The following is an 18,698-nucleotide window of genomic DNA, read 5'->3' as shown; positions in this document are numbered from 1 at the left end:
CTTAAGGGTACCCCATTATTTTTTCAAATTCACCTTAATGACTTACAAGCTCCAAAGGCCCAACAGTCACATTGACCTGCTTGACACGCGGGAGGCTCGACTGCTGATGCTCAAAAACATACTGATTATATTTGATCTGAAAACGGTGACCCAAAGTATATCGATCCACATCCTGTTGATCAAAATCAAAACCTAATGTAGGAACTAATGGTTCTTTGACCTCACCTAATACTGCATTTACAGTAAGGTTATCTTTGGCAAAAAAGCCTCCGTTCAACCAAAATATTGATCCAACCCCGTACAGCTCAGCTGTACTATCCGTGTAAAAAAAAGCTTTCATATAAAATTCCTCCTGCTTAAGCTTCGCAGGCGGATTATTGAATGCATCAATTCGATTAATAAGTATCTTCCCTTGAGAGATAAGTACCAATTCCTGAGCGCCTAACCCTTGAATTACGGCATCTTCTACTATAGTTTCCCCTAAAACAAACATAGTGGAATTGAACTTTACTTGGCCTCTAATCGTGACATTACCTATTACTAGAATATTCGCTTGTATCTCTAAGAAGTTCCTGGGCTCTGAGCTATAGTTATTTATCTCCAGATTACCATTTACAATGAGCCATTTTGGTTTAGAAGAGGTTCCTGCTTTGGCATCATTACTAAACGTCAACTGCTTGTATTTAATCCCGTCAATGAGTAGATCGCCATTGCCATTATAGATTGCTGACTTATTCCGATCTTTTAATAAGTTATTCTGATATTCTTTTTCTTTTATTTCGTAATCCGCCATTGCTACATTGTAAGCCTCTTTTTGTTCATCTGTTGGCTCTTCTTCAAGCTCAGGTTTGGGATAAGGGAAGTTGAAACTAGGTAAACTTTCCAATGCTGTTGCACTTAAGTAATTACCCAATTTCCCTTCCACAATAGCCTGCTTAATTTCAGCCTTGGAATTTACCAGTCCTGTCGCTTCCACCACTTTATCCGCGAACGATTCCTGTACATTAATCTGAACAAATTTTTTCTGCGGCTTGATAAGTACCTGTTCTTTAGTAATACCAAGGATGTTAGGGAGTACACTTGAAGCATTGTCTTTATTCACAGCGGTATTTACCACTCCGTTTCCCGAGTACTTTATACTTCCCAGTGACTGTACATGCACTTCAGGGAGAGGCTCCGTAAGTATTGAGCTAGTGGGATCATTCTCTACTCTAGGATATTCGGTCTTTTTTCCAGGAGGTACGATCCCCTTATATTTATACACGGCCGTATCACTGATGTGTAATTCTTTACCTGCATAAATATTCCCATGAATAGCCGGCGCTCCATTTAACGTCAGAATTGCCTCCGAACCAAATGCATACTTCAAAAAATCAGGATAAGTATCAATGACAATTTTTTGTTTCAATTGCCTTTTCACGCCATTTACTGTGGCTTCAGCGGCTAAATTAATATAATACTTATTTTTTTCTTCAATCTGTTTCTCATAAGCGATGCTCTTGATCGTGCCACCCGCTCCCGATAATCGCGTACTTACACCATAATCGGCTACAACGATTTTATTCTTGACCTCATCGACAATACCTTTAATCTCATCTTCCATATGATCAGGATCAATATCCTTTCGTCCATCCAGCTTCGTCTGTATGTAAGCGACCGCTTCGTCCAGCCCCTTCTGCGCAAGGTGTAAACTTTGCACATCGTTCTCTCTGGTTTCCGTTCGTTGTGCCCCGCCCATCGTTGCCCCTAGTACAGCTAGTCCAAGTATCGTAAGTAGAAGAGCAACAAACATAACCAATACTAGAGCTGAACCTCTTTCGTTAGGGTTCCTCATCCCTCCTACTCCTCCTAGAATCCGAATTTACTTTTCAACTCCAACGGGTAATCTCTTCCGTCATAGCTCTGAACTAGCGATAAATCTATGGATATTAGACCGCTATCACAAGGAATGCTATTCTGACATTCTAGAGTAATGGCAGAACCCTCTGCTAACCTAGAAGTAATCTTAGTTCTTGTGTCCGCTGGAGGATCTATCACATCGGGTGGAGCTATCGTAAGAATGCCATTAGCAATACGAATCCGCGATTTGGTGCCGTCCTGGCGCTCTAACGTAATGAAGCTATCAATAATCTGGGTCTTATCAACATTCTGGATCATCGTTGGGGTAATCTTATCAGGCGCAAAGGTATACAGCTCCGTAATTATTGCGGACATTAACAAATCCCCTTCATCCCGCAATGAGTTTTCAATCGATATTTTATGATAACTGCGTAAGCCTAACATCGTGATCCCTGAAATAATTCCTGCAGCAACTGTAAATAACGATAGGGCTACAATTAGCTCCACTAAAGTGAATCCACCCTCCCTGCGGAAAAGGTTAACGAATTTTTTCATCGGTAATGTATCCCTCCAAAACAGATTGGGTCTGAGGTCCACTAGAAGAATCCACTCTGCTGACTTTTACCAATACCGGCAATAGATATGCTGCCATCTTCTGTTCATCTGAATCACTTGGGCTTGGGCTTAAGCTTGGGTTATGCAATTCACGCTGATACTTAATATCGATCTGATAGTTGATCCCATTGATTGAAGGGTTCAAAACCTGATTTAAGATGGTAGTATCTTCAACAAGCTGTATGTAATCATCGCATTTCACGGAATCATCCGTATCCTTTTGGCATTTCGCCGCCTCTATCGAATCATAATTCTCCTTTATAAAATAATCCCACATCTTCTCAAAATCCTGCTTCTCCACATAAAACAGCGCGTTCCGCGCCAGATTGACCATAATCGTCTTGTTTTGATTCGATTTAGAGTAACTCATGGCGTTTGTAAAGTAAGACGTAAGTACCAGTGAAACTATCGATAAGATCACAATAGCGGCCAGCACTTCGATCAATGTAAATCCTTTTTCCTTCTTTAGGCCTGATTTCATCCTACTTTCTTCCTCCCGCCTACGAGAATGCTTTCATATTTGCACGTTTTTTCCTTAATTTTCTACTTCCATTATATTCTCTCATATCCAGCTACAGCAATCCTCAAAACCCTTATAATTCAGATATTTCTACAATATCTCTCACTTTTGCTCTGTGCTATCATTTGGAAAGAGAGGGGATGGATGAAATGGCTTTAATAGAGTGCAAATTTTATTCGGAAGTACTAGGATTGAATACCTCAATGACTGTAATTTTGCCGCAAAAAACAACCACACAAATCGGGATGAGCAACGTAACTAGAGGTGAACTTCACCCTACGCTGTATTTGCTGCACGGTTTGTCAGACGATGATTCGATCTGGCTTCGCCGGACTTCTATAGAACGATATGTAGCAGAGATGGGAATAGCTGTAGTTATGCCAAATGTGCATCGCAGTTTCTACACTGATATGGCGGTTGGCGGCCGTTATTGGACCTTTATTAGTGAAGAGTTGCCGATGCTTGCGCGCTCGTTTTTCCCACTGTCAGATAAACGTGAGGAGAACTTTGTAGCTGGACTATCGATGGGTGGTTACGGGGCGATCAAGCTGGGACTGCGTAAACCGGAGTCTTTTGCAGCGGCAGCGAGTCTGTCAGGAGCACTCGATATGGCGCATAATTTTATGAACGCGGAAGATCCTACCATCAAAAGCAAAGAATACGAGATGATCTTCGGAACAGAAGATATCGCCGGAACGCCCGAAGACCTTCTTTGGCTGCTTGAGGAAGTGAACCGCTCCACGGGACCGAAACCAGCGCTGTATCAATGCTGTGGCACAGAAGATTTCCTGTACACAGATAACTTGAAATTCCGCGATGCATGCCGAGCAACCTCCCTTGATTTCACCTACGATGAAGGTCCTGGCAACCATGAATGGGGCTACTGGGATGCCAAAATCCGCGATATATTAGCTTGGCTCCCGTTGAGTAATAACTAGCTTCTTCTAATAGACAACAAAAAGGTGCAGCCATAAGCTGCACCTTTAATATCAGTTCTAATGAGATTACCCTCTTCCGAGGGTTCTTTTAAAATATAAGGATAGAGTATAAATTTCATACTACTTTATCCTTATATTTCTCGCTTAATTGCTTACCGTCCTTATAAGGACGCCGAAGGCAATTATGCTTATTTGGTGATTTTTTTAAATAATCCTGTCTGTTCCGTAATTCCTTTTTCAGCAGCGAATCTCTCAATACTCGATGCACCAAAGAATCCGTCTATGCCTTCTGTCCGTTCAATTACATACGCCGCATCCTCTGGCTCAGCAATCGGTCCACCGTGGCAAATCACCATAATATCTGGATTTACTGCTTTCCCTGCTTTAATAATCGCTTCAATTCTTTCTACACAATCATCCAATGTAAGAGCTGTTTTAGCTCCAATCGTACCTTTGGTAGTCAAGCCCATATGTGCCACCAAAATATCTGCGCCTGCTTCTGCCATAGCTTTAGCTTGTTCAGGATCAAATACGTAAGGAGTGGTGAGCATATCTAATTCATGCGCTGCTCTAATCATATCTACTTCTAAACCATACCCCATCCCTGTCTCTTCAAGGTTCTGTCTGAATACGCCATCGATCAAACCAACGGTTGGGAAGTTTTGCACGCCACTGAAACCTTGTTCCTTAAGTTGTTTTAAATAAACCTCCATCACTCTAAAAGGATCCGTTCCACATACGCCTGCTAATACGGGAGTATTTTTCACAACTGGCAATACCTCAGAACCCATTTCGACTACGATTTGGTTGGCATCCCCATAAGATAATAACCCTGCCAGTGATCCACGACCTGCCATTCTGTATCTTCCTGAATTATAAACAATCAGCATATCTGCTCCGCCAGCTTCACTGCTTTTTGCAGTAATTCCTGTGCCGGCTCCCACGCCTAAAAGAATCTTTCCATTTGCCACTTCTTCTCTAAACTTCGCCATGATTTCAGTTCTTGTATTTTTGTTCATGTGTAACGCCTCCATTTAAATATTTATTTATCTTATAAAAGCCTTATTTGCTCATGAGATCTATAAGCTTCTGAGCTGCTGCTTCTGCAAACTCTAAATCATTAATGGCACAATCCATCTCGATAACCTCGACAACATTTCTGTTCACACCATTTCTTAAGATATCAAATAACATTTGATCTTCCTCTACGCCATAAAAAGCTTCCCCTGCAACATCAATGCCGGATATCCCTTTAAGAGGCAACATTAATACCGTTTTTTCTTTGGCCATATTTAATTTCTCGACAAGCTTTTTACCGATGGCTGCATTCTCTTCTACTGTTGTTCTCATCAAAGTAACTGTAGGGTTATGCTTATAGAACTTATGTCCAGCAAATTTCTCGGGTACCGTATCATAAGGGCCAAAGTTGCACATATCAAGCGCGCCTACCGATACAACCTGTGGAATATGATGTTTTCCAGCAGCTTCTAACCGATGAGGTCCGGCATTTAGCACACCACCAATAATTTCGTCCGCCCATTCTGTTGTGGTCAGATCCAATACACCTTCAATAAAACCAGCCTCGATTAGCGCTTCCATGGACTGGCCACCTACACCTGTTGCATGGAATACAAGCACTTCATATCCTCTAGCTTCAAGATAGTTACGGGCTGCCGTCACACAGGGGGTTGTTACCCCAAACATTGTTGTAGCTACTAATGGTTTTTTCTCTATCACTTGTCTATTCTCAAATTTAAGCATACCGGCGATGGCGAAGGCCGCATTGGTAAAAATCTTTGTTGAAATGGAGTTGAGTCCAGCAACATCCACTACGGATGGCATCATGACAATATCACTAGTGCCTACATATGGAGCAGTATTCCCTGAAGCTACGGTCGAAACCATCACTTTTGGTACACCAATAGGCAATGCCCGCATACCAGGGGTTACAAGTGAAGTCCCTCCAGTGCCCCCAAAGGAGATAATTCCATCAAATTTGCCTTGCTTATATAATTCAGGTACTAATTTTCCCATACCTTTGGCTAATAATTCTGTTGCTAGTGCCCTATCTTTCTTGGCAACGAGCTCATCTATACTTACACCCGCGGCTGCTGCTACTTCTCGGTTAGAGATATCCGGTGTAAAGGTGGGTTCAAACACACCCGTATGAATCGTGAACGTACCCAGTTCCAAGCTTTCCAGCAAACTTTTAATGTAGAGATATTCTTCACCCTTGGTGTCAAAAGTTCCGGCAATGGCAATCGTCTTCATTTCTTCAACCTCCTCTTCAAATATCTGCAACAAAAAAAAGCATGATCAACTTATGAGTTAATCATACTTCTTTGGTTTATCAATGAAAACGCTTTTATGTCTTATGTTTTTGTGTTTATGTTAGATTTATATTGTTTTGGAGAGAACCCTTTATACTTCTTAAACATTTTGCTAAACTGCGCATAGTCTTGGTACCCAACTAATGGTGCTAGCTCAGATAACTGGATAGGGTCTCTATGTAATATTTCCGCTGCCTTATCCATCCGAAATTGTACGAGATACGTTTGAAAGCTGCAGCCTACTTTTTTGGTAAACAAGCTACTTAAGTAACTTCGGGATACATGGGCCACCTTAGCTAAATCTGCAAACAAGATCTCATTCATATAATTTTGAGCTACGTATTCTTTTACAAATTCAACATAATCATAGTGCTTTGTGATGCCGTCTAACATTTTGACCATAAAATCATCTTCATCCAGTGTCCCCGACACTTTAAAAGCTTTGGTTATATTCGTAATGGACTTCTCCGAGGGAATTCTTTCAAAAGCAGAGCCCCCAATATACCCCATCAAGTTTTGATTATTACTGTACATATACTGCACATCAATTGGCGTTTTCACCGGACCACCATAAACCAATTTAATTAAATCTGGCTTTAGCTCATTGCATGTATTAAAAATCTTGTCCGCCTTAGCCTTGGCAGCTTCCAGCGAGAATACCTTCTTGGCTCCTAATAATCCCCCTTCGGTTAAGCCTAAATGTGCACAAATAATATCTGCTCCTGCCTCGATCATCTGAGCGGCTTGGATTTCGTCAAATACAAAAGCAATGGTAAACAAACCTTTTTCGTGTGCTATTCTTATAGCTTCTACTTCGAGTAGATAACCATTCCCCTCATCTTCGAGCGCTTCTCCAAATTGACCATCTATTAATCCAACCGTGGGGTAATTATTAATTCCGGAAAACCCCTTATTCTTTATTTCACTGATGTAGCTCTCCATATCTTTTGTCGGATCGGTTGCATTGAGTCCAAAAATAATAGGAATATCTCTTACCAAAGGTATGATCTCTCTAGACGCAAAGTCCATCACCATATCATTACTATTGCAAAATGGCAAAATCCCAGCGAGAGAGCTCCTCCCCATCTGCCGGAATTTCCCCGAGTTTAACATCAGAAGGAAATCTGCTCCACCCTGCTTCGCATACTTTGCCGTTATTCCAGCACCTGTGGCTACTCCAATAATATGATTCCCCAGTTCTAATTGCGATCCAAGCTCGTCTAGGATTTGCTCTCTACTCATACTTACGTGCCCTCCTATCCCTAATATAAGGATAACCGTAAAGAACACTGTGAATCCAGTTATGTTATAAGTAGAGCCCATTTAGATAAAAAAATCCCGCCTGCGACCTATAAAAGTCTGAGGCGAGATTTGGTATTGATACGGTTTACAATATAGCGTCACCGTGTTTTACAACCCATTCATTAGCTTCGTGCAGTGCCTGCTCCGCGCGTTCGATTGCAGCCTTCACCTGAACCGTGGCTGTGCCGCCATAAACGTTACGGGCGTTAACTACAGCTTCCGGTTGAAGAACAGCATAGATATTCTCGTCGAACAGCGGTGAGAATTGCATGAACTCTTCCAACGTCAGATCCAGCAGGAACTTGCCTTCGTTAATGCAGTAGAGCACGGTTTTTCCGATTACTTCATGTGCTTGGCGGAAAGGAAGACCTTTACCTACCAAAAAGTCGGCGATATCCGTTGCATTCGAGAAGTCCGTGTTCACGGCTTCACGCATACGTCCCTTGTTCACCTTCATGGTGGAGATCATCGGCGCGAACAATTGCAGTGCACCAGTCAGTGTAGTAACGGTATCGAACATGCCTTCTTTGTCTTCCTGCATATCCTTGTTGTACGCGAGTGGCAGTGATTTCAGTACGGTCAGCAAGCCAATCAGGTTGCCGTATACGCGACCAGTTTTACCCCGTACCAGTTCTGGTACGTCCGGGTTCTTCTTCTGTGGCATAATGCTGCTGCCTGTGCAGAAAGCATCATCCAGTTCCACGAAACTAAACTCTGTGCTACTCCACAGTACCAATTCCTCACTGAGTCTGGATAGATGTGTCATAACAAGCGCTGCATTCGCCAAGAACTCCACGATGAAGTCACGGTCGCTGACAGCATCCAGACTGTTCTCGTAAACACTGTCAAAGCCCAATTGCTCGGCCACAAAATGGCGATCGATCGGGAAGGTCGTTCCCGCAAGCGCTCCTGCTCCGAGTGGCAGAACGTTGATCCGTTTGTAGCTGTCCGTCAGACGTTCTGCATCGCGGCGGAACATGGAGACGTAAGCCAACAAGTGGTGAGCAAACAGGATCGGTTGTGCCCGTTGCAAATGCGTATAACCAGGGATGATCGTCTCCACATTGTCTTTGGCTTGCTCGATCAAAGCTTCCTGCAATTCATGCAGCAAGCTAACTAGCTCAACTACACGGCCCCGTAGGTAAAGGTGCATATCCGTTGCCACTTGATCATTACGGCTGCGTCCTGTGTGCAGCTTACCTCCGACTGGACCGATTTCCTCAATCAGATGTTTTTCAATATTCATATGGATGTCTTCATCCGCTACGGAGAAAACAACCTCTCCAGCGTTAACCTTGTCCAATACTTTGTTCAGACCTTGCTTAATGGTCTCCACATCTTCTTGTGGAAGGATTCCGCATTTGCCCAGCATTGTGACATGCGCCAGACTGCCTTGTACATCTTCTTTGGCCAAAGCCTTATCAAATCCAATGGAAGCCGTATACTCCTCCACCAGCTTGTTTGTTCCTTTAGTAAACCGTCCGCCCCAAAGCTTGCTCACCTGTAGTTTCCTCCTCTTGGACGCCAGAGGGCCGCTCCTATCCTGACGGGAGGAACGGCCTTCGGGTTGCCCGTTTAAGTTTATGTTATCGTTCTATTTCGAAGCTCCATTTACACCAGTAGAAACTTTAAGGCGCAATGCGTTCAAGTGGATAAAACCAGTTGCATCCCCTTGATCATAAGCTTGTGTAGGATCAGCTTCCATCGTTGCAATCTCAGGATTGTACAGGCTGACTGGGCTCTTCACTCCAGCGCCGATGATGTTGCCTTTGTACAGTTTAAGACGAACAGTACCCGTTACATTTTGTTGGCTCTGTGTTACAAGAGCTTGCAGTGCGATACGCTCTGGAGCGAACCAGAAACCGTTATACACCAAAGTGCTGTAACGAGTGATCAGGCTGTCACGCAGGTTCATCACTTCACGGTCCATCGTGATGGACTCCATTTTGCGATGAGCGACAAATAGGATTGTTCCACCTGGAGTCTCATACACACCACGGCTCTTCATGCCGACAAAACGGTTCTCAACCATATCCACACGTCCGATACCGTGTTTACCGCCTAGCTCATTAAGTTTCTCCATCACTTGAAGTGGGTTTAAGGACTCACCATTCAGCGCTACGCAGTCTCCCTTAACGAAATCGAGTTCCAAATATTCCGCTTCATCCGGAGCATCCTCAGGAGCATTGCTCAGTAGGAACATTCCTTTGTTCTCAGGTGCACTTGGATCAAACCAAGGATCTTCCAATACGCCGCTCTCATAGCTGATGTGCAGCAGGTTACGGTCCATCGAATACGGCTTCGCCGCAGATGCTTGTACCGGAATATCATTAGCTTCCGCATAAGCGATCATTTCCGCACGACCCGGGAATTGATTGCGGAACTCTTCCAGACGCCAAGGTGCGATTACTTTAATGTTTGGTGCTAGAGCAGCTACGCCAAGCTCGAAACGCACTTGGTCGTTACCTTTACCTGTCGCGCCGTGCGCGATAGCCGTTGCGCCTTCAGCGATGGCGATATCCACCATACGCTTAGCGATCAGTGGACGAGCAATACTAGTTCCGAGCAAGTATTGGCCTTCGTAAAGCGCGCCGGATTGGAACATAGGGTAGATGAAGTCGCTAGCGAACTCATCGCGCAGATCATCGATGTATACTTTCGATGCGCCGGTTGCTAGTGCTTTTTCCTCCAAACCGTCGAGCTCTTCTTTTTGGCCGATATCGGCTGTGAAGGCGATGATCTCAGCATCATAAGTTTCTTTAAGCCATTTCAAAATAACAGATGTATCTAGTCCGCCGGAATAGGCGAGTACAATTTTTTCTTTAGCCATGGTGTGGCAACTTCCTTTCGTGTGGGGGGTATAAGATTCGCTTAAATGCGCTTATAGAACTCCGGTGATAAAGCGCAACTACGTGAAATGTTTGGACTTCCGGTCGCTGTTATAATCAGATTTCTATGATTGTAGTCTGCCTTCGCAGATGAAATCTGATTATAAAGGCGAACGCTAACGCTCCTACAGTTCCAAACTTTCACTTCATTGCTCCGCACCGGAATTCCAACGCTACTTATTAAGTTCATCTTATATAGTATTTTATATAATCTTAGACCAATATAAGTTCAATCCTAATTATCTATGATTCCTTAACTCATCAGCGCAGCCATTAAAGCCTTTTGCGCATGCAGGCGGTTCTCAGCCTGATCAAAGATGACCGAGTTAGGGCCGTCAATCACGCCTGTGCTGACCTCTTCCTCACGGTGGGCTGGCAGGCAGTGCAGGAAGAGATAATCGCTCTTCGCGCCTTTTACAAGCTCCTCATTGACCTGATAGTCCTTGAATGCCGCTTCACGCGCCTTTTGCTCCTCTTCGAAGCCCATGCTCGCCCACACATCGGTGTAGATGACGTCAACGTCTTGTACAGCATCTTGCGGGCTGTTAGTAACCACAATCGTAGCTCCGGTTTCTTTAGCGATCTCACGGGCTTCTGCTACAACTGCTGCATCCGGCTCATAACCTTCTGGTCCAGCGATTGATACATCAACACCCAGCTTGGCTCCACCAATCATCAAAGAATGCGCCATATTGTTGCCATCGCCGATGTAAGCCAGCTTCAGGCCTTTGAGCTTTCCTTTGTGCTCATAAATGGTTTGGTAATCCGCCAGCACTTGGCAAGGATGTGCCAGGTCGCTCAGACCGTTGATTACTGGAATAGAAGCATAACGAGCCAGATCCTCTACTTTGTCATGGCCGAAGGTACGGATCATAATTCCGTCGAGGTAACGTGACATTACTTGTGCTGTATCGCCAACCGTTTCACCGCGTCCAAGCTGAATGTCATTTTTGCTCAAGAAAAGGGCATGCCCTCCCAGCTGATACATTCCAACTTCAAACGATACGCGCGTACGAGTAGAGGATTTTTCAAAAATAAGACCAATCGTTTTCCCCTTCAGCGGCTGAAATTCTTCGCCATTTTTCTGCTTCTTCTTCAGTTCAATCGCCGAATCAATCAGATACGTAATTTCCTCCGGGCTGTAATCGTTCAGCTCCAGTAAATCACGGCCTTTCAGTTGCTGTGCAATGGTGTGCTTGTTACTCTGTACGCCCTGACTCATGAGCCTACCTCCCCGTTTGCTTGTTTAGCATAAGTATGAATGAGTTCGGAGACGATGTCTACCGCTTGGTCGATCTCCTCTTTACTTACATATAGATTAGGCAGCAAGCGAAGGACATTAGGACCCGCTGTCACGAACAACAGGCCTTTCTTTTGTCCAGCCAAAACAATATCGCCCACTGGTGATTGACATTCAATCCCGATCAACAGTCCTTTGCCACGGATATCCTTCACAAAAGAACTATCCGCCAGCTTCTCTTTCAAAAGACCTGTCAGGTACTTACCCATTTCTTCAGCGCGTTGTGGAAGCTCATCCTCCAGCATCGTCTCAATCGTCGCTGCCATAACCGCTGTTGCAAGCGGTGTTCCTCCGAAGGTGGACGCATGGCTGCCAGGTGAGAATGCTTCACGCAAATACCCTTTGCCAAGCATTAAGCCCGCTGGGAACCCACTAGCAATCCCTTTAGCCAAAGTGAAAATATCTGGTTCAATTCCATAATGCTGATGAGCGAACAGCTTGCCTGTACGTCCCATACCTGTCTGTACCTCATCTACAATCAGAAGCAATCCGTGTTTCTTGCACAAGGCTACTACAGCGTTCAAGAACTCTGGTTCTACCTCTAGCACGCCACCCTCTGCAAGCACCATCTCCAGCATGATAGCAGCGGTATGATCACCAATAGCAGCTTCCAACGCCGGGAGATCATGCAAGGGCACAGTCTTGAAGCCTGCTGGAAGCGGCAGGAAGCCTTCTTTTACCTTTTGCTGACCTGTAGCTGTCAGTGTGGCTAATGTACGTCCATGGAAGGATTGTTCAAATGTGATAACCTCATAACGATCCTCACCTTTAATCTTCTGGTGGTAACGACGAGCCAGCTTAATAGCAGCCTCATTCGCTTCTGCCCCACTATTGCAGAAAAACACTTGATCAGCGCAGCTATTCTCTGTCAAAAGGTTTGCAACTTTGTCCTGTCCAGGAATATGGAACAGGTTCGAGACATGCCAGAGGGTATCGATCTGTTCCTTCAGCTTAGCACCGACTTTTTCAGGAGCATGACCTAGACTGGTCACAGCCAATCCACTTGTGAAATCAAGATACTTATTGCCCTTATCATCCCATACCCAGGTGCCCTTGCCTTTAACTAAGCTAAGATCATATCTGGCGTAAGAAGGGAATACCGCGCTCAGCTTGCCTGCTGCAACATCCGGTGTACCTGATCCTACTGTATCGGTCTGCTGTGCCCCTGCTTGCGAATCCAATTCCGCTTGTGTAAGCTTGCTCATTCTAAGTCACTCTCCCACCTTGTGCTCCTGTGTACCAGGCTGCACCTCTAATTGATATTCATCTATGATTCTACGAACGAATAATACGTGTGCCTATCGCTTCACCTTGTAGTACTCGGCTAAGCACCCGCGGTTCTTTTCCATCCACAATAATAACCTCTGAAACGCTGCCTTGAATGCAATCGATAGCTGCCCGTACTTTTGGGATCATGCCGCCGTAGATTTCTCCACTTTCAATTAAAGCTTCGATTTCCTGTACGGTAACGGATGGAAGCACAACCTTTCGACCCTCCACCGTACTCATAATGCCAGGCACATCTGTAACTACGATCATTTGGGGAGACTCTACATAAGAAGCGACTGCCCCTGCTGCTGTATCTGCGTTAATATTGTAGCGCTGACCTGCAGCATCTACACCGATAGGTGCAATGACAGGAATATATCCCATACCAACAATACCAGTTACAATCTCAGCTTTCACTTCCGTTACCTCTCCTACCAAACCTACTTCAGCGCTATTAGCTACGGGTCTAGCAGTAATCATATTTCCATCGATACCGGATAGCCCTAGAGCTAGGCCGCCACTTCCTTGAATTCGCCTTACAATCGCCTTGTTGATACTCCCTGCCAGCGTCATCTCTACGACATCTAGTACTGCCTCGGTGGTTACTCGCAGACCGTTCACGAAGCTGCTTTCAATGCCCAGCTTTGCTAGATTCTCTGAAATGGCTGGCCCTCCGCCATGAACAATTACAGGCTGAATGCCTTCCTGCTGCAAATCTCGTAAATCTTCGAAAAAAGAATCAGGAAGAGCAGCCAGCGTACTACCTCCGCATTTCATCACAAACAATCCACTACCATCTAATGCATCTATAAGTTCAAGCTCGCTATTTAGCGTCATAAGTTCGGTATCCTTCCCTTGTGGGCTTAAGCCGCCACAAATTAGGTACGGTATGCAGCGTTAATACGCACATAATCGTAAGTTAGGTCACAGCCCCAAGCTGTAGCCTTTCCGGTTCCATCATGCAAATCTACAGTGATCAGCACAGTTTCACTTTTTTGCAAATAGGCCAAAGCCTTCTCCTCATCAAAAGCAACCGGCTTCGAATGCAGTAGCACCTCGATATCACCTAACGAAATGTTCACACGCTCCGGCGATACTGGTACACCCGCGCGTCCAACCGCAGCAATGATCCTTCCCCAGTTCGCATCCGCTCCAAAAATAGCAGATTTCACTAGACTAGAACCCACAACTGTCTTGGCAATCGCTGCAGCAGCTTCGTCATGAACAGCACCATTCACTTGAACCTCAATCAGGTGGGTCGCACCTTCTCCATCACGTGCAATCGCCTTGGCAAGCGTCTGGCAGACATACGTGAATCCAGCGGCAAAAGCGTCCCAATCCGGATGCAGTCGAGTCAGCTTCTCATTACCTGCAAGCCCACTAGCCATCGAGACTAGCATATCATTCGTGCTTGTATCTCCATCAACTGTAATCATATTAAAAGTAACGTTCGTAGCAGAACGAAGTAGACTGTGTAAATCTTCCGCTGAAATATCAGCATCTGTAGTCATAAAACCGAGCATCGTAGCCATGTTAGGATGAATCATCCCGGAGCCCTTCGCAGCTCCAGCAATAACAACTTCTACACCGCCAACAAGCACCTTCACGGCAACCTCTTTTTTAACTAAATCAGTTGTAAGTATGGCCTGACAGAATTCCTCCGCTCCAGCAGCCCCACCGTCCAGCTTTTCTGGTATTGCAGCAATACCGCTACGTACGCAATCCATCTTCAGCAGCTCACCGATCACACCAGTCGAAGCGACAGCAACATCATTAAGCTCTACGCCCAAATGTTGAGCCGCAGCAGCGCGCATCTCATAAGCATCGGCCTCGCCTTGTTCACCTGTGCAGGCATTAGCATTCCCGCTGTTCACGACTACCGCCTGCAACGTTCCGTTCACAAGACTTTCTCGCGTCACCTTCAGAGGAGCCGCCTGAAAAACATTCGTCGTATACACGGCAGCAGCCGTAGCTTTAACCTCACAAATAATCACTCCGAGATCGTTGCGGTCTGTTTTTTTCAATCCACAGTGCAGTCCTCCGGACTTAAATCCTTTAGGTGAAGTAATGCTTCCACCTTCCAAGGTAGTAAATAATTCAATCTCGCTCATGTTATTTGTACCGCTGATCCTTATGGATACACAGGTGTGTAGCCGAGGCCAAGGGTTTCCTCCCATCCCATCATCAAATTAAGGTTCTGTATTGCCTGACCTGCCGCACCTTTTACAACGTTATCAATGACGGAGACTATGGTCACCCGCCCTGTACGAGCATCTGTCGCAAATCCGATATCACAATAATTAGAGCCGCTAACTTCTTTTGTCGCTGGAATCACACCTACATCGCGCACCCGCACATAAGGTCTGCCCGCATAATATTCACGATATAAATTCACAAAATCCTGCTCCGTATAATTGCCCGTCATTCCTGCATACATCGTACTCATAATACCTCGGCTCATCGGTACGAGATGTGTGGTGAACGTTACGGTTACCTTTTCTCCAGCAATCTCCGTGAGCGTCTGCTCGATTTCTGGTATATGTTGATGTTTATTTATTTTATAAGTTTTTAAGTTCTCGTTTATCTCTGCATAATGCACCATCAGGCTCGTTCCGCGTCCTGCTCCGGTAACCCCGGATTTGGCATCAATAATAATACTGTCATGCTTAATCCAGCCTGCCTGAATCGCAGGAATTAGTCCAAGAAGTGTAGCCGTAGGATAACAGCCTGGATTAGATATAAAATCAACCCCAGCCACACGCTCTCCGAATACCTCGCAAAGTCCGTATACAGCCTGTTCTAGATACTCATCAGCAGGAGCTGTATGTTTGTACCAGTGCTCATACTCTGCGCCATCCTTCAATCGGAAATCACCGGATAGATCTACGACCTTAAGTCCAACTTCCAGCAGCTGCGGCACCAGCTTTGCACTTACACCAGACGGCGTAGCCGTAAAAACCACATCCGCCCGCTCAGCTATCTGCACCGGATCAACGCCATCCAGCCTTCGGTCAATAATGCCCGTCAAATGAGGAAACCCTTCCTCTATCGCATCCCCTGCACTAGATGAGGAAATTACCGAAGTAATCTCTACTTTAGGATGACTTTGTAGTAGCCGAATCAGCTCTACGCCTCCATAACCCGTTGATCCAACAATCGCCGCCCTCAGCTTGCCTTCCACTGTCATCCCCACTTCCTGCTTATCATGAATATATTATTTAATATAATGCATACCGTCTTAGAAATATGTATTATTATACATCCCTATTAATATAAATACAACACAATATGTGAACTTTATTCATCCTAAATATAACCTCATTTAGAAAAAAAGAGAAGCGTCACCTCCCCTGTAGGAGAGATTACGCTTCTCTTTTAAATCCTTCGCCTAACACTTCATGTGCTTCGGTAATTATAACAAATGCACTTGTATCTACGGATTGGACAATCGCCTTTAGCCTTGATACTTCATTCTGACCTACCACTACCATCAGAACGGTACGTGCATCGCCAGTGTACCCGCCATGTGCGTCCAGCTTTGTCAGACCACGATCCAGATCATTTAATATCGCCGCAGATATTTCATCTGTTTTGTCCGAAATAATATAAGCAACCTTCGTATAACGGAAGCCTACCTCTATTGCATTAATGGCCTTACCTGTAACAAACAATCCGATCAGCGCATACAGCGCTTGCTCCATGCCGAGTATAAATGCAGCCAGCATAATAACCGTCCCGTCCAGCAACACAACGGAAACCGAGAAGCTGAGACCAGATATCTTTTGAATGATCTGCGCCAAAATCGTAAGTCCACCTGTTGAGCCCCGTCCGCGGAACACAACGCCAAGTCCCACCCCCACACAGATACCGCCATAAATGGAGGCTAAAAGTGGATTGGTTGTCGGTGTAGGCAAATCTTTTGTCAACAAGATAAATAGCGGCAACACAAAGCTCCCGAGCAACGAGCGAACGCCGTATTGTTTACCCAGGAAGATTACTCCGAGCACAAACAGCGGGATATTAAGTGCCCATTGCGTAAATGCCGGTTCAGCCCCAAACCAAGCTTCAGCCAATACAGAAAGACCCGATACACCACCAGAAGCTATATGATTAGGCAGAAAAAAAAGATTAAACCCCAATGCCGTGATTAGCGAACCGATCAGAATAAGCATTGTATCCACCACATGACGGACGGGTCCATTCAGTGGAATCAGCGGGGGTTTATTACGAGAATTGATTTTTTGCATTTCATGGCGCTCCTTAAAGTGTCATCTTGCTCTACGTAAGAAGAAACGGGTATTCCATCCATATCAAAGAATGGTATCCGTTTCCCCTAAAAAAATATAAAGATAAAGTATGGAGTAAGCTTATACTTTCCTATATTCCCGAAAAAATCCCTTAATCCGCCTCAACCTTGATCTGGCTACGCAAGTACCCATCAATGAATGCGTCCAGGTCTCCGTCCATTACTGCACCCACATTACCTGTTTCCACGGAAGTACGATGATCCTTGACCATGTTATACGGATGGAATACGTAGGAACGAATCTGACTGCCCCAAGCGATTTCGGATTGCTCGCCGCGAATCTCATCCAATTGCTGCTGCTGCTCTTGCAGCTTGCGCTCATAGAGCTTGGAACGCAGCATCTTCATCGCTTGTTCCCGGTTCTTGATCTGTGAACGTTCGTTCTGGCAGGTTACCACTACGCCCGACGGCAAGTGAGTAATCCGTACCGCAGAGTCCGTGGTATTGATATGCTGTCCACCGGCGCCACTCGCACGATACGTATCGATCTTAAGATCCTCAGTCCGAATCTCAACTTCTACATCATCCGTAATTTCCGGAACGACATCACAGGACACAAAAGAGGTATGGCGTCTACCCGAAGAGTCAAACGGAGAAATCCGCACTAGTCGATGGACACCCTTCTCAGCTTTTAAATATCCATATACGTTGAAGCCCTTGATAAGCAGTGTAACACTCTTAATTCCTGCTTCATCACCCGGTAAATAATCGAGCACTTCAACCTTAAATCCACGTTTCTCAGCCCAACGTGTGTACATACGCAGCAACATCTGTCCCCAGTCTTGGGATTCTGTTCCGCCTGCACCCGGATGAAGCTCAAGAATAGCATTTAACTTGTCGTACGGTTGGTTAAGCAGCAATTGCAGCTCGAATTCATCCACTTTACTGCCTAGGCTACGGATCGTCTCTCCGATTTCTGTTGCCAGATCCTCATCGCCCTCTTCATCCGCAAGCTCTGCCATCATCGCAGCATCATCGTATTCCTGCTGAAGCTTCTCGTATTGATCTACGGAAGATTTCACAGCGTTCATCTCAGCAATTACACTCTGCGCTTGCTCACTATTATCCCAGAATCCTGGAGCTGCCATTTTCTCTTCAAAGTTAGAAATCATCTCTTGCTTAAGATCTAAGTCAAAGAGACCCCCTAAGGTCAGTTAGTTTCTTGCCTATTTCACGCAGATCCTGCTTTACATTTGGTTCTATCATAGGTCACTTCACCTTTCAAAATTGGTTGTTACGGTCTTCGCTCTAATGGATAGTTAGTAAATGAGTGAATGTTCAGCCATTCCGAGAAGGATTGGACTTCCGATCGCTGTTATCCTCAGATTCCTTGATTAGATAACCGCACTTGCGGTTGGAATCTGAAGATAAAGGCGAGCGCTACGCTTCTC

The 18,698-nt window shown here is 45.1% G+C and carries 16 protein-coding genes; 1 reads left to right on the top strand and 15 read right to left on the bottom strand.

Annotation, left to right across the window (positions count from 1 at the left end):
• Positions 1-34: 34 nt before the first annotated feature.
• From ACFWMP_RS22970 to ACFWMP_RS22960, 3 genes are read right to left on the bottom strand one after another with little or no spacing between them, the layout of a single operon-like run.
• Complete coding sequence (locus ACFWMP_RS22970) at positions 35-1,834, bottom strand: hypothetical protein (RefSeq protein WP_379424772.1); 1,800 nt, start codon at positions 1,832-1,834, stop codon at positions 35-37.
• Between the two features lie 14 nt (positions 1,835-1,848).
• Complete coding sequence (locus tag ACFWMP_RS22965) at positions 1,849-2,394, bottom strand: type II secretion system protein (RefSeq protein WP_379424771.1); 546 nt, start codon at positions 2,392-2,394, stop codon at positions 1,849-1,851.
• Positions 2,378-2,935 carry a type IV pilus modification PilV family protein gene (locus tag ACFWMP_RS22960; protein WP_379424770.1) on the bottom strand — a complete coding sequence of 186 codons (558 nt, stop codon included), beginning with the start codon at positions 2,933-2,935 and terminating at the stop codon, positions 2,378-2,380. Before ACFWMP_RS22960 ends, ACFWMP_RS22965 begins: the two co-directional genes overlap by 17 nt.
• 188 nt (positions 2,936-3,123) lie before the next feature.
• Here ACFWMP_RS22960 and ACFWMP_RS22955 point away from each other — a divergent pair, with 188 nt between their 5' ends.
• Positions 3,124-3,912 (top strand): alpha/beta hydrolase, encoded by a 789-nt coding sequence (locus ACFWMP_RS22955; protein ID WP_379424769.1) that lies wholly within the window; start codon positions 3,124-3,126, stop codon positions 3,910-3,912.
• Between the two features lie 188 nt (positions 3,913-4,100).
• On the opposite strand, the gene ACFWMP_RS22950 is transcribed toward ACFWMP_RS22955, so the two are convergent.
• From ACFWMP_RS22950 to prfB, 12 genes are all read right to left on the bottom strand, one after another.
• On the bottom strand, positions 4,101-4,931 hold the full coding sequence (locus ACFWMP_RS22950; protein WP_076297888.1) for a phosphoenolpyruvate hydrolase family protein: 831 nt from the start codon (positions 4,929-4,931) through the stop codon (positions 4,101-4,103).
• Positions 4,932-4,974: 43 nt separating this feature from the next.
• Positions 4,975-6,183, bottom strand: a complete 1,209-nt coding sequence (locus ACFWMP_RS22945) for a Tm-1-like ATP-binding domain-containing protein (RefSeq protein WP_379424768.1) — start codon at positions 6,181-6,183, stop codon at positions 4,975-4,977.
• A gap of 101 nt (positions 6,184-6,284) precedes the next feature.
• Positions 6,285-7,484, bottom strand: coding sequence for a phosphoenolpyruvate hydrolase family protein (locus tag ACFWMP_RS22940; protein ID WP_379424767.1), 1,200 nt, complete (start codon positions 7,482-7,484; stop codon positions 6,285-6,287).
• A gap of 145 nt (positions 7,485-7,629) precedes the next feature.
• Entirely contained in the window at positions 7,630-9,045 is a 1,416-nt protein-coding gene (argH, locus tag ACFWMP_RS22935; RefSeq protein WP_076285684.1) for an argininosuccinate lyase, read from the bottom strand.
• A gap of 93 nt (positions 9,046-9,138) precedes the next feature.
• Complete coding sequence (locus ACFWMP_RS22930; RefSeq protein WP_042192353.1) at positions 9,139-10,374, bottom strand: argininosuccinate synthase; 1,236 nt, start codon at positions 10,372-10,374, stop codon at positions 9,139-9,141.
• Positions 10,375-10,685: 311 nt separating this feature from the next.
• Positions 10,686-11,654: an ornithine carbamoyltransferase gene (gene argF / locus ACFWMP_RS22925; RefSeq protein ID WP_379424766.1), complete on the bottom strand. Its 969-nt coding sequence runs from the start codon at positions 11,652-11,654 to the stop codon at positions 10,686-10,688.
• The gene (locus ACFWMP_RS22920; RefSeq protein WP_379424765.1) at positions 11,651-12,937 is read right to left on the bottom strand and encodes an acetylornithine transaminase; all 1,287 of its coding nucleotides are present in this window, start codon (positions 12,935-12,937) and stop codon (positions 11,651-11,653) included. Before ACFWMP_RS22920 ends, argF begins: the two co-directional genes overlap by 4 nt.
• A gap of 70 nt (positions 12,938-13,007) precedes the next feature.
• On the bottom strand, positions 13,008-13,838 hold the full coding sequence (gene argB, locus ACFWMP_RS22915) for an acetylglutamate kinase (protein WP_076297893.1): 831 nt from the start codon (positions 13,836-13,838) through the stop codon (positions 13,008-13,010).
• Between the two features lie 41 nt (positions 13,839-13,879).
• Positions 13,880-15,112, bottom strand: coding sequence for a bifunctional ornithine acetyltransferase/N-acetylglutamate synthase (gene argJ / locus ACFWMP_RS22910; RefSeq protein WP_379424764.1), 1,233 nt, complete (start codon positions 15,110-15,112; stop codon positions 13,880-13,882).
• 20 nt (positions 15,113-15,132) lie between these two features.
• Positions 15,133-16,188: an N-acetyl-gamma-glutamyl-phosphate reductase gene (gene argC, locus ACFWMP_RS22905; protein ID WP_379424763.1), complete on the bottom strand. Its 1,056-nt coding sequence runs from the start codon at positions 16,186-16,188 to the stop codon at positions 15,133-15,135.
• Between the two features lie 175 nt (positions 16,189-16,363).
• Positions 16,364-17,248: a YitT family protein gene (locus tag ACFWMP_RS22900; protein WP_379424762.1), complete on the bottom strand. Its 885-nt coding sequence runs from the start codon at positions 17,246-17,248 to the stop codon at positions 16,364-16,366.
• Positions 17,249-17,399: 151 nt separating this feature from the next.
• A protein-coding gene (gene prfB / locus ACFWMP_RS22895) for a peptide chain release factor 2 (protein WP_143759238.1) occupies positions 17,400-18,513 on the bottom strand; the annotation gives its coding sequence in 2 pieces (ribosomal slippage) (positions 17,400-18,440 and positions 18,442-18,513; 1,113 coding nt in all).
• Between the last annotated feature and the right edge of the window lie 185 nt (positions 18,514-18,698).

This window comes from Paenibacillus sp. NPDC058367 (assembly GCF_042723305.1).
In the GTDB taxonomy this organism is placed as follows: domain Bacteria; phylum Bacillota; class Bacilli; order Paenibacillales; family Paenibacillaceae; genus Paenibacillus_AQ.
This window is presented reverse-complemented; position numbering and strand designations above follow the sequence as displayed.

What these genes read in the sequence shown, in the direction of transcription:
- argF (WP_379424766.1), bottom strand. Translation starts at nt 11,654, where the DNA reads ATGAGTCAGGGCGTACAGAGTAACAAGCACACCATTGCACAGCAACTG.
- ACFWMP_RS22945 (WP_379424768.1), bottom strand. Translation starts at nt 6,183, where the DNA reads ATGAAGACGATTGCCATTGCCGGAACTTTTGACACCAAGGGTGAAGAA.
- ACFWMP_RS22955 (WP_379424769.1), top strand. Translation starts at nt 3,124, where the DNA reads ATGGCTTTAATAGAGTGCAAATTTTATTCGGAAGTACTAGGATTGAAT.
- ACFWMP_RS22960 (WP_379424770.1), bottom strand. Translation starts at nt 2,935, where the DNA reads ATGAAATCAGGCCTAAAGAAGGAAAAAGGATTTACATTGATCGAAGTG.
- ACFWMP_RS22970 (WP_379424772.1), bottom strand. Translation starts at nt 1,834, where the DNA reads ATGAGGAACCCTAACGAAAGAGGTTCAGCTCTAGTATTGGTTATGTTT.
- ACFWMP_RS22965 (WP_379424771.1), bottom strand. Translation starts at nt 2,394, where the DNA reads ATGAAAAAATTCGTTAACCTTTTCCGCAGGGAGGGTGGATTCACTTTA.
- argJ (WP_379424764.1), bottom strand. Translation starts at nt 15,112, where the DNA reads ATGAGCGAGATTGAATTATTTACTACCTTGGAAGGTGGAAGCATTACT.
- ACFWMP_RS22930 (WP_042192353.1), bottom strand. Translation starts at nt 10,374, where the DNA reads ATGGCTAAAGAAAAAATTGTACTCGCCTATTCCGGCGGACTAGATACA.
- ACFWMP_RS22950 (WP_076297888.1), bottom strand. Translation starts at nt 4,931, where the DNA reads ATGAACAAAAATACAAGAACTGAAATCATGGCGAAGTTTAGAGAAGAA.
- ACFWMP_RS22940 (WP_379424767.1), bottom strand. Translation starts at nt 7,484, where the DNA reads ATGAGTAGAGAGCAAATCCTAGACGAGCTTGGATCGCAATTAGAACTG.
- ACFWMP_RS22900 (WP_379424762.1), bottom strand. Translation starts at nt 17,248, where the DNA reads ATGCAAAAAATCAATTCTCGTAATAAACCCCCGCTGATTCCACTGAAT.
- argC (WP_379424763.1), bottom strand. Translation starts at nt 16,188, where the DNA reads ATGACAGTGGAAGGCAAGCTGAGGGCGGCGATTGTTGGATCAACGGGT.
- ACFWMP_RS22920 (WP_379424765.1), bottom strand. Translation starts at nt 12,937, where the DNA reads ATGAGCAAGCTTACACAAGCGGAATTGGATTCGCAAGCAGGGGCACAG.
- argB (WP_076297893.1), bottom strand. Translation starts at nt 13,838, where the DNA reads ATGACGCTAAATAGCGAGCTTGAACTTATAGATGCATTAGATGGTAGT.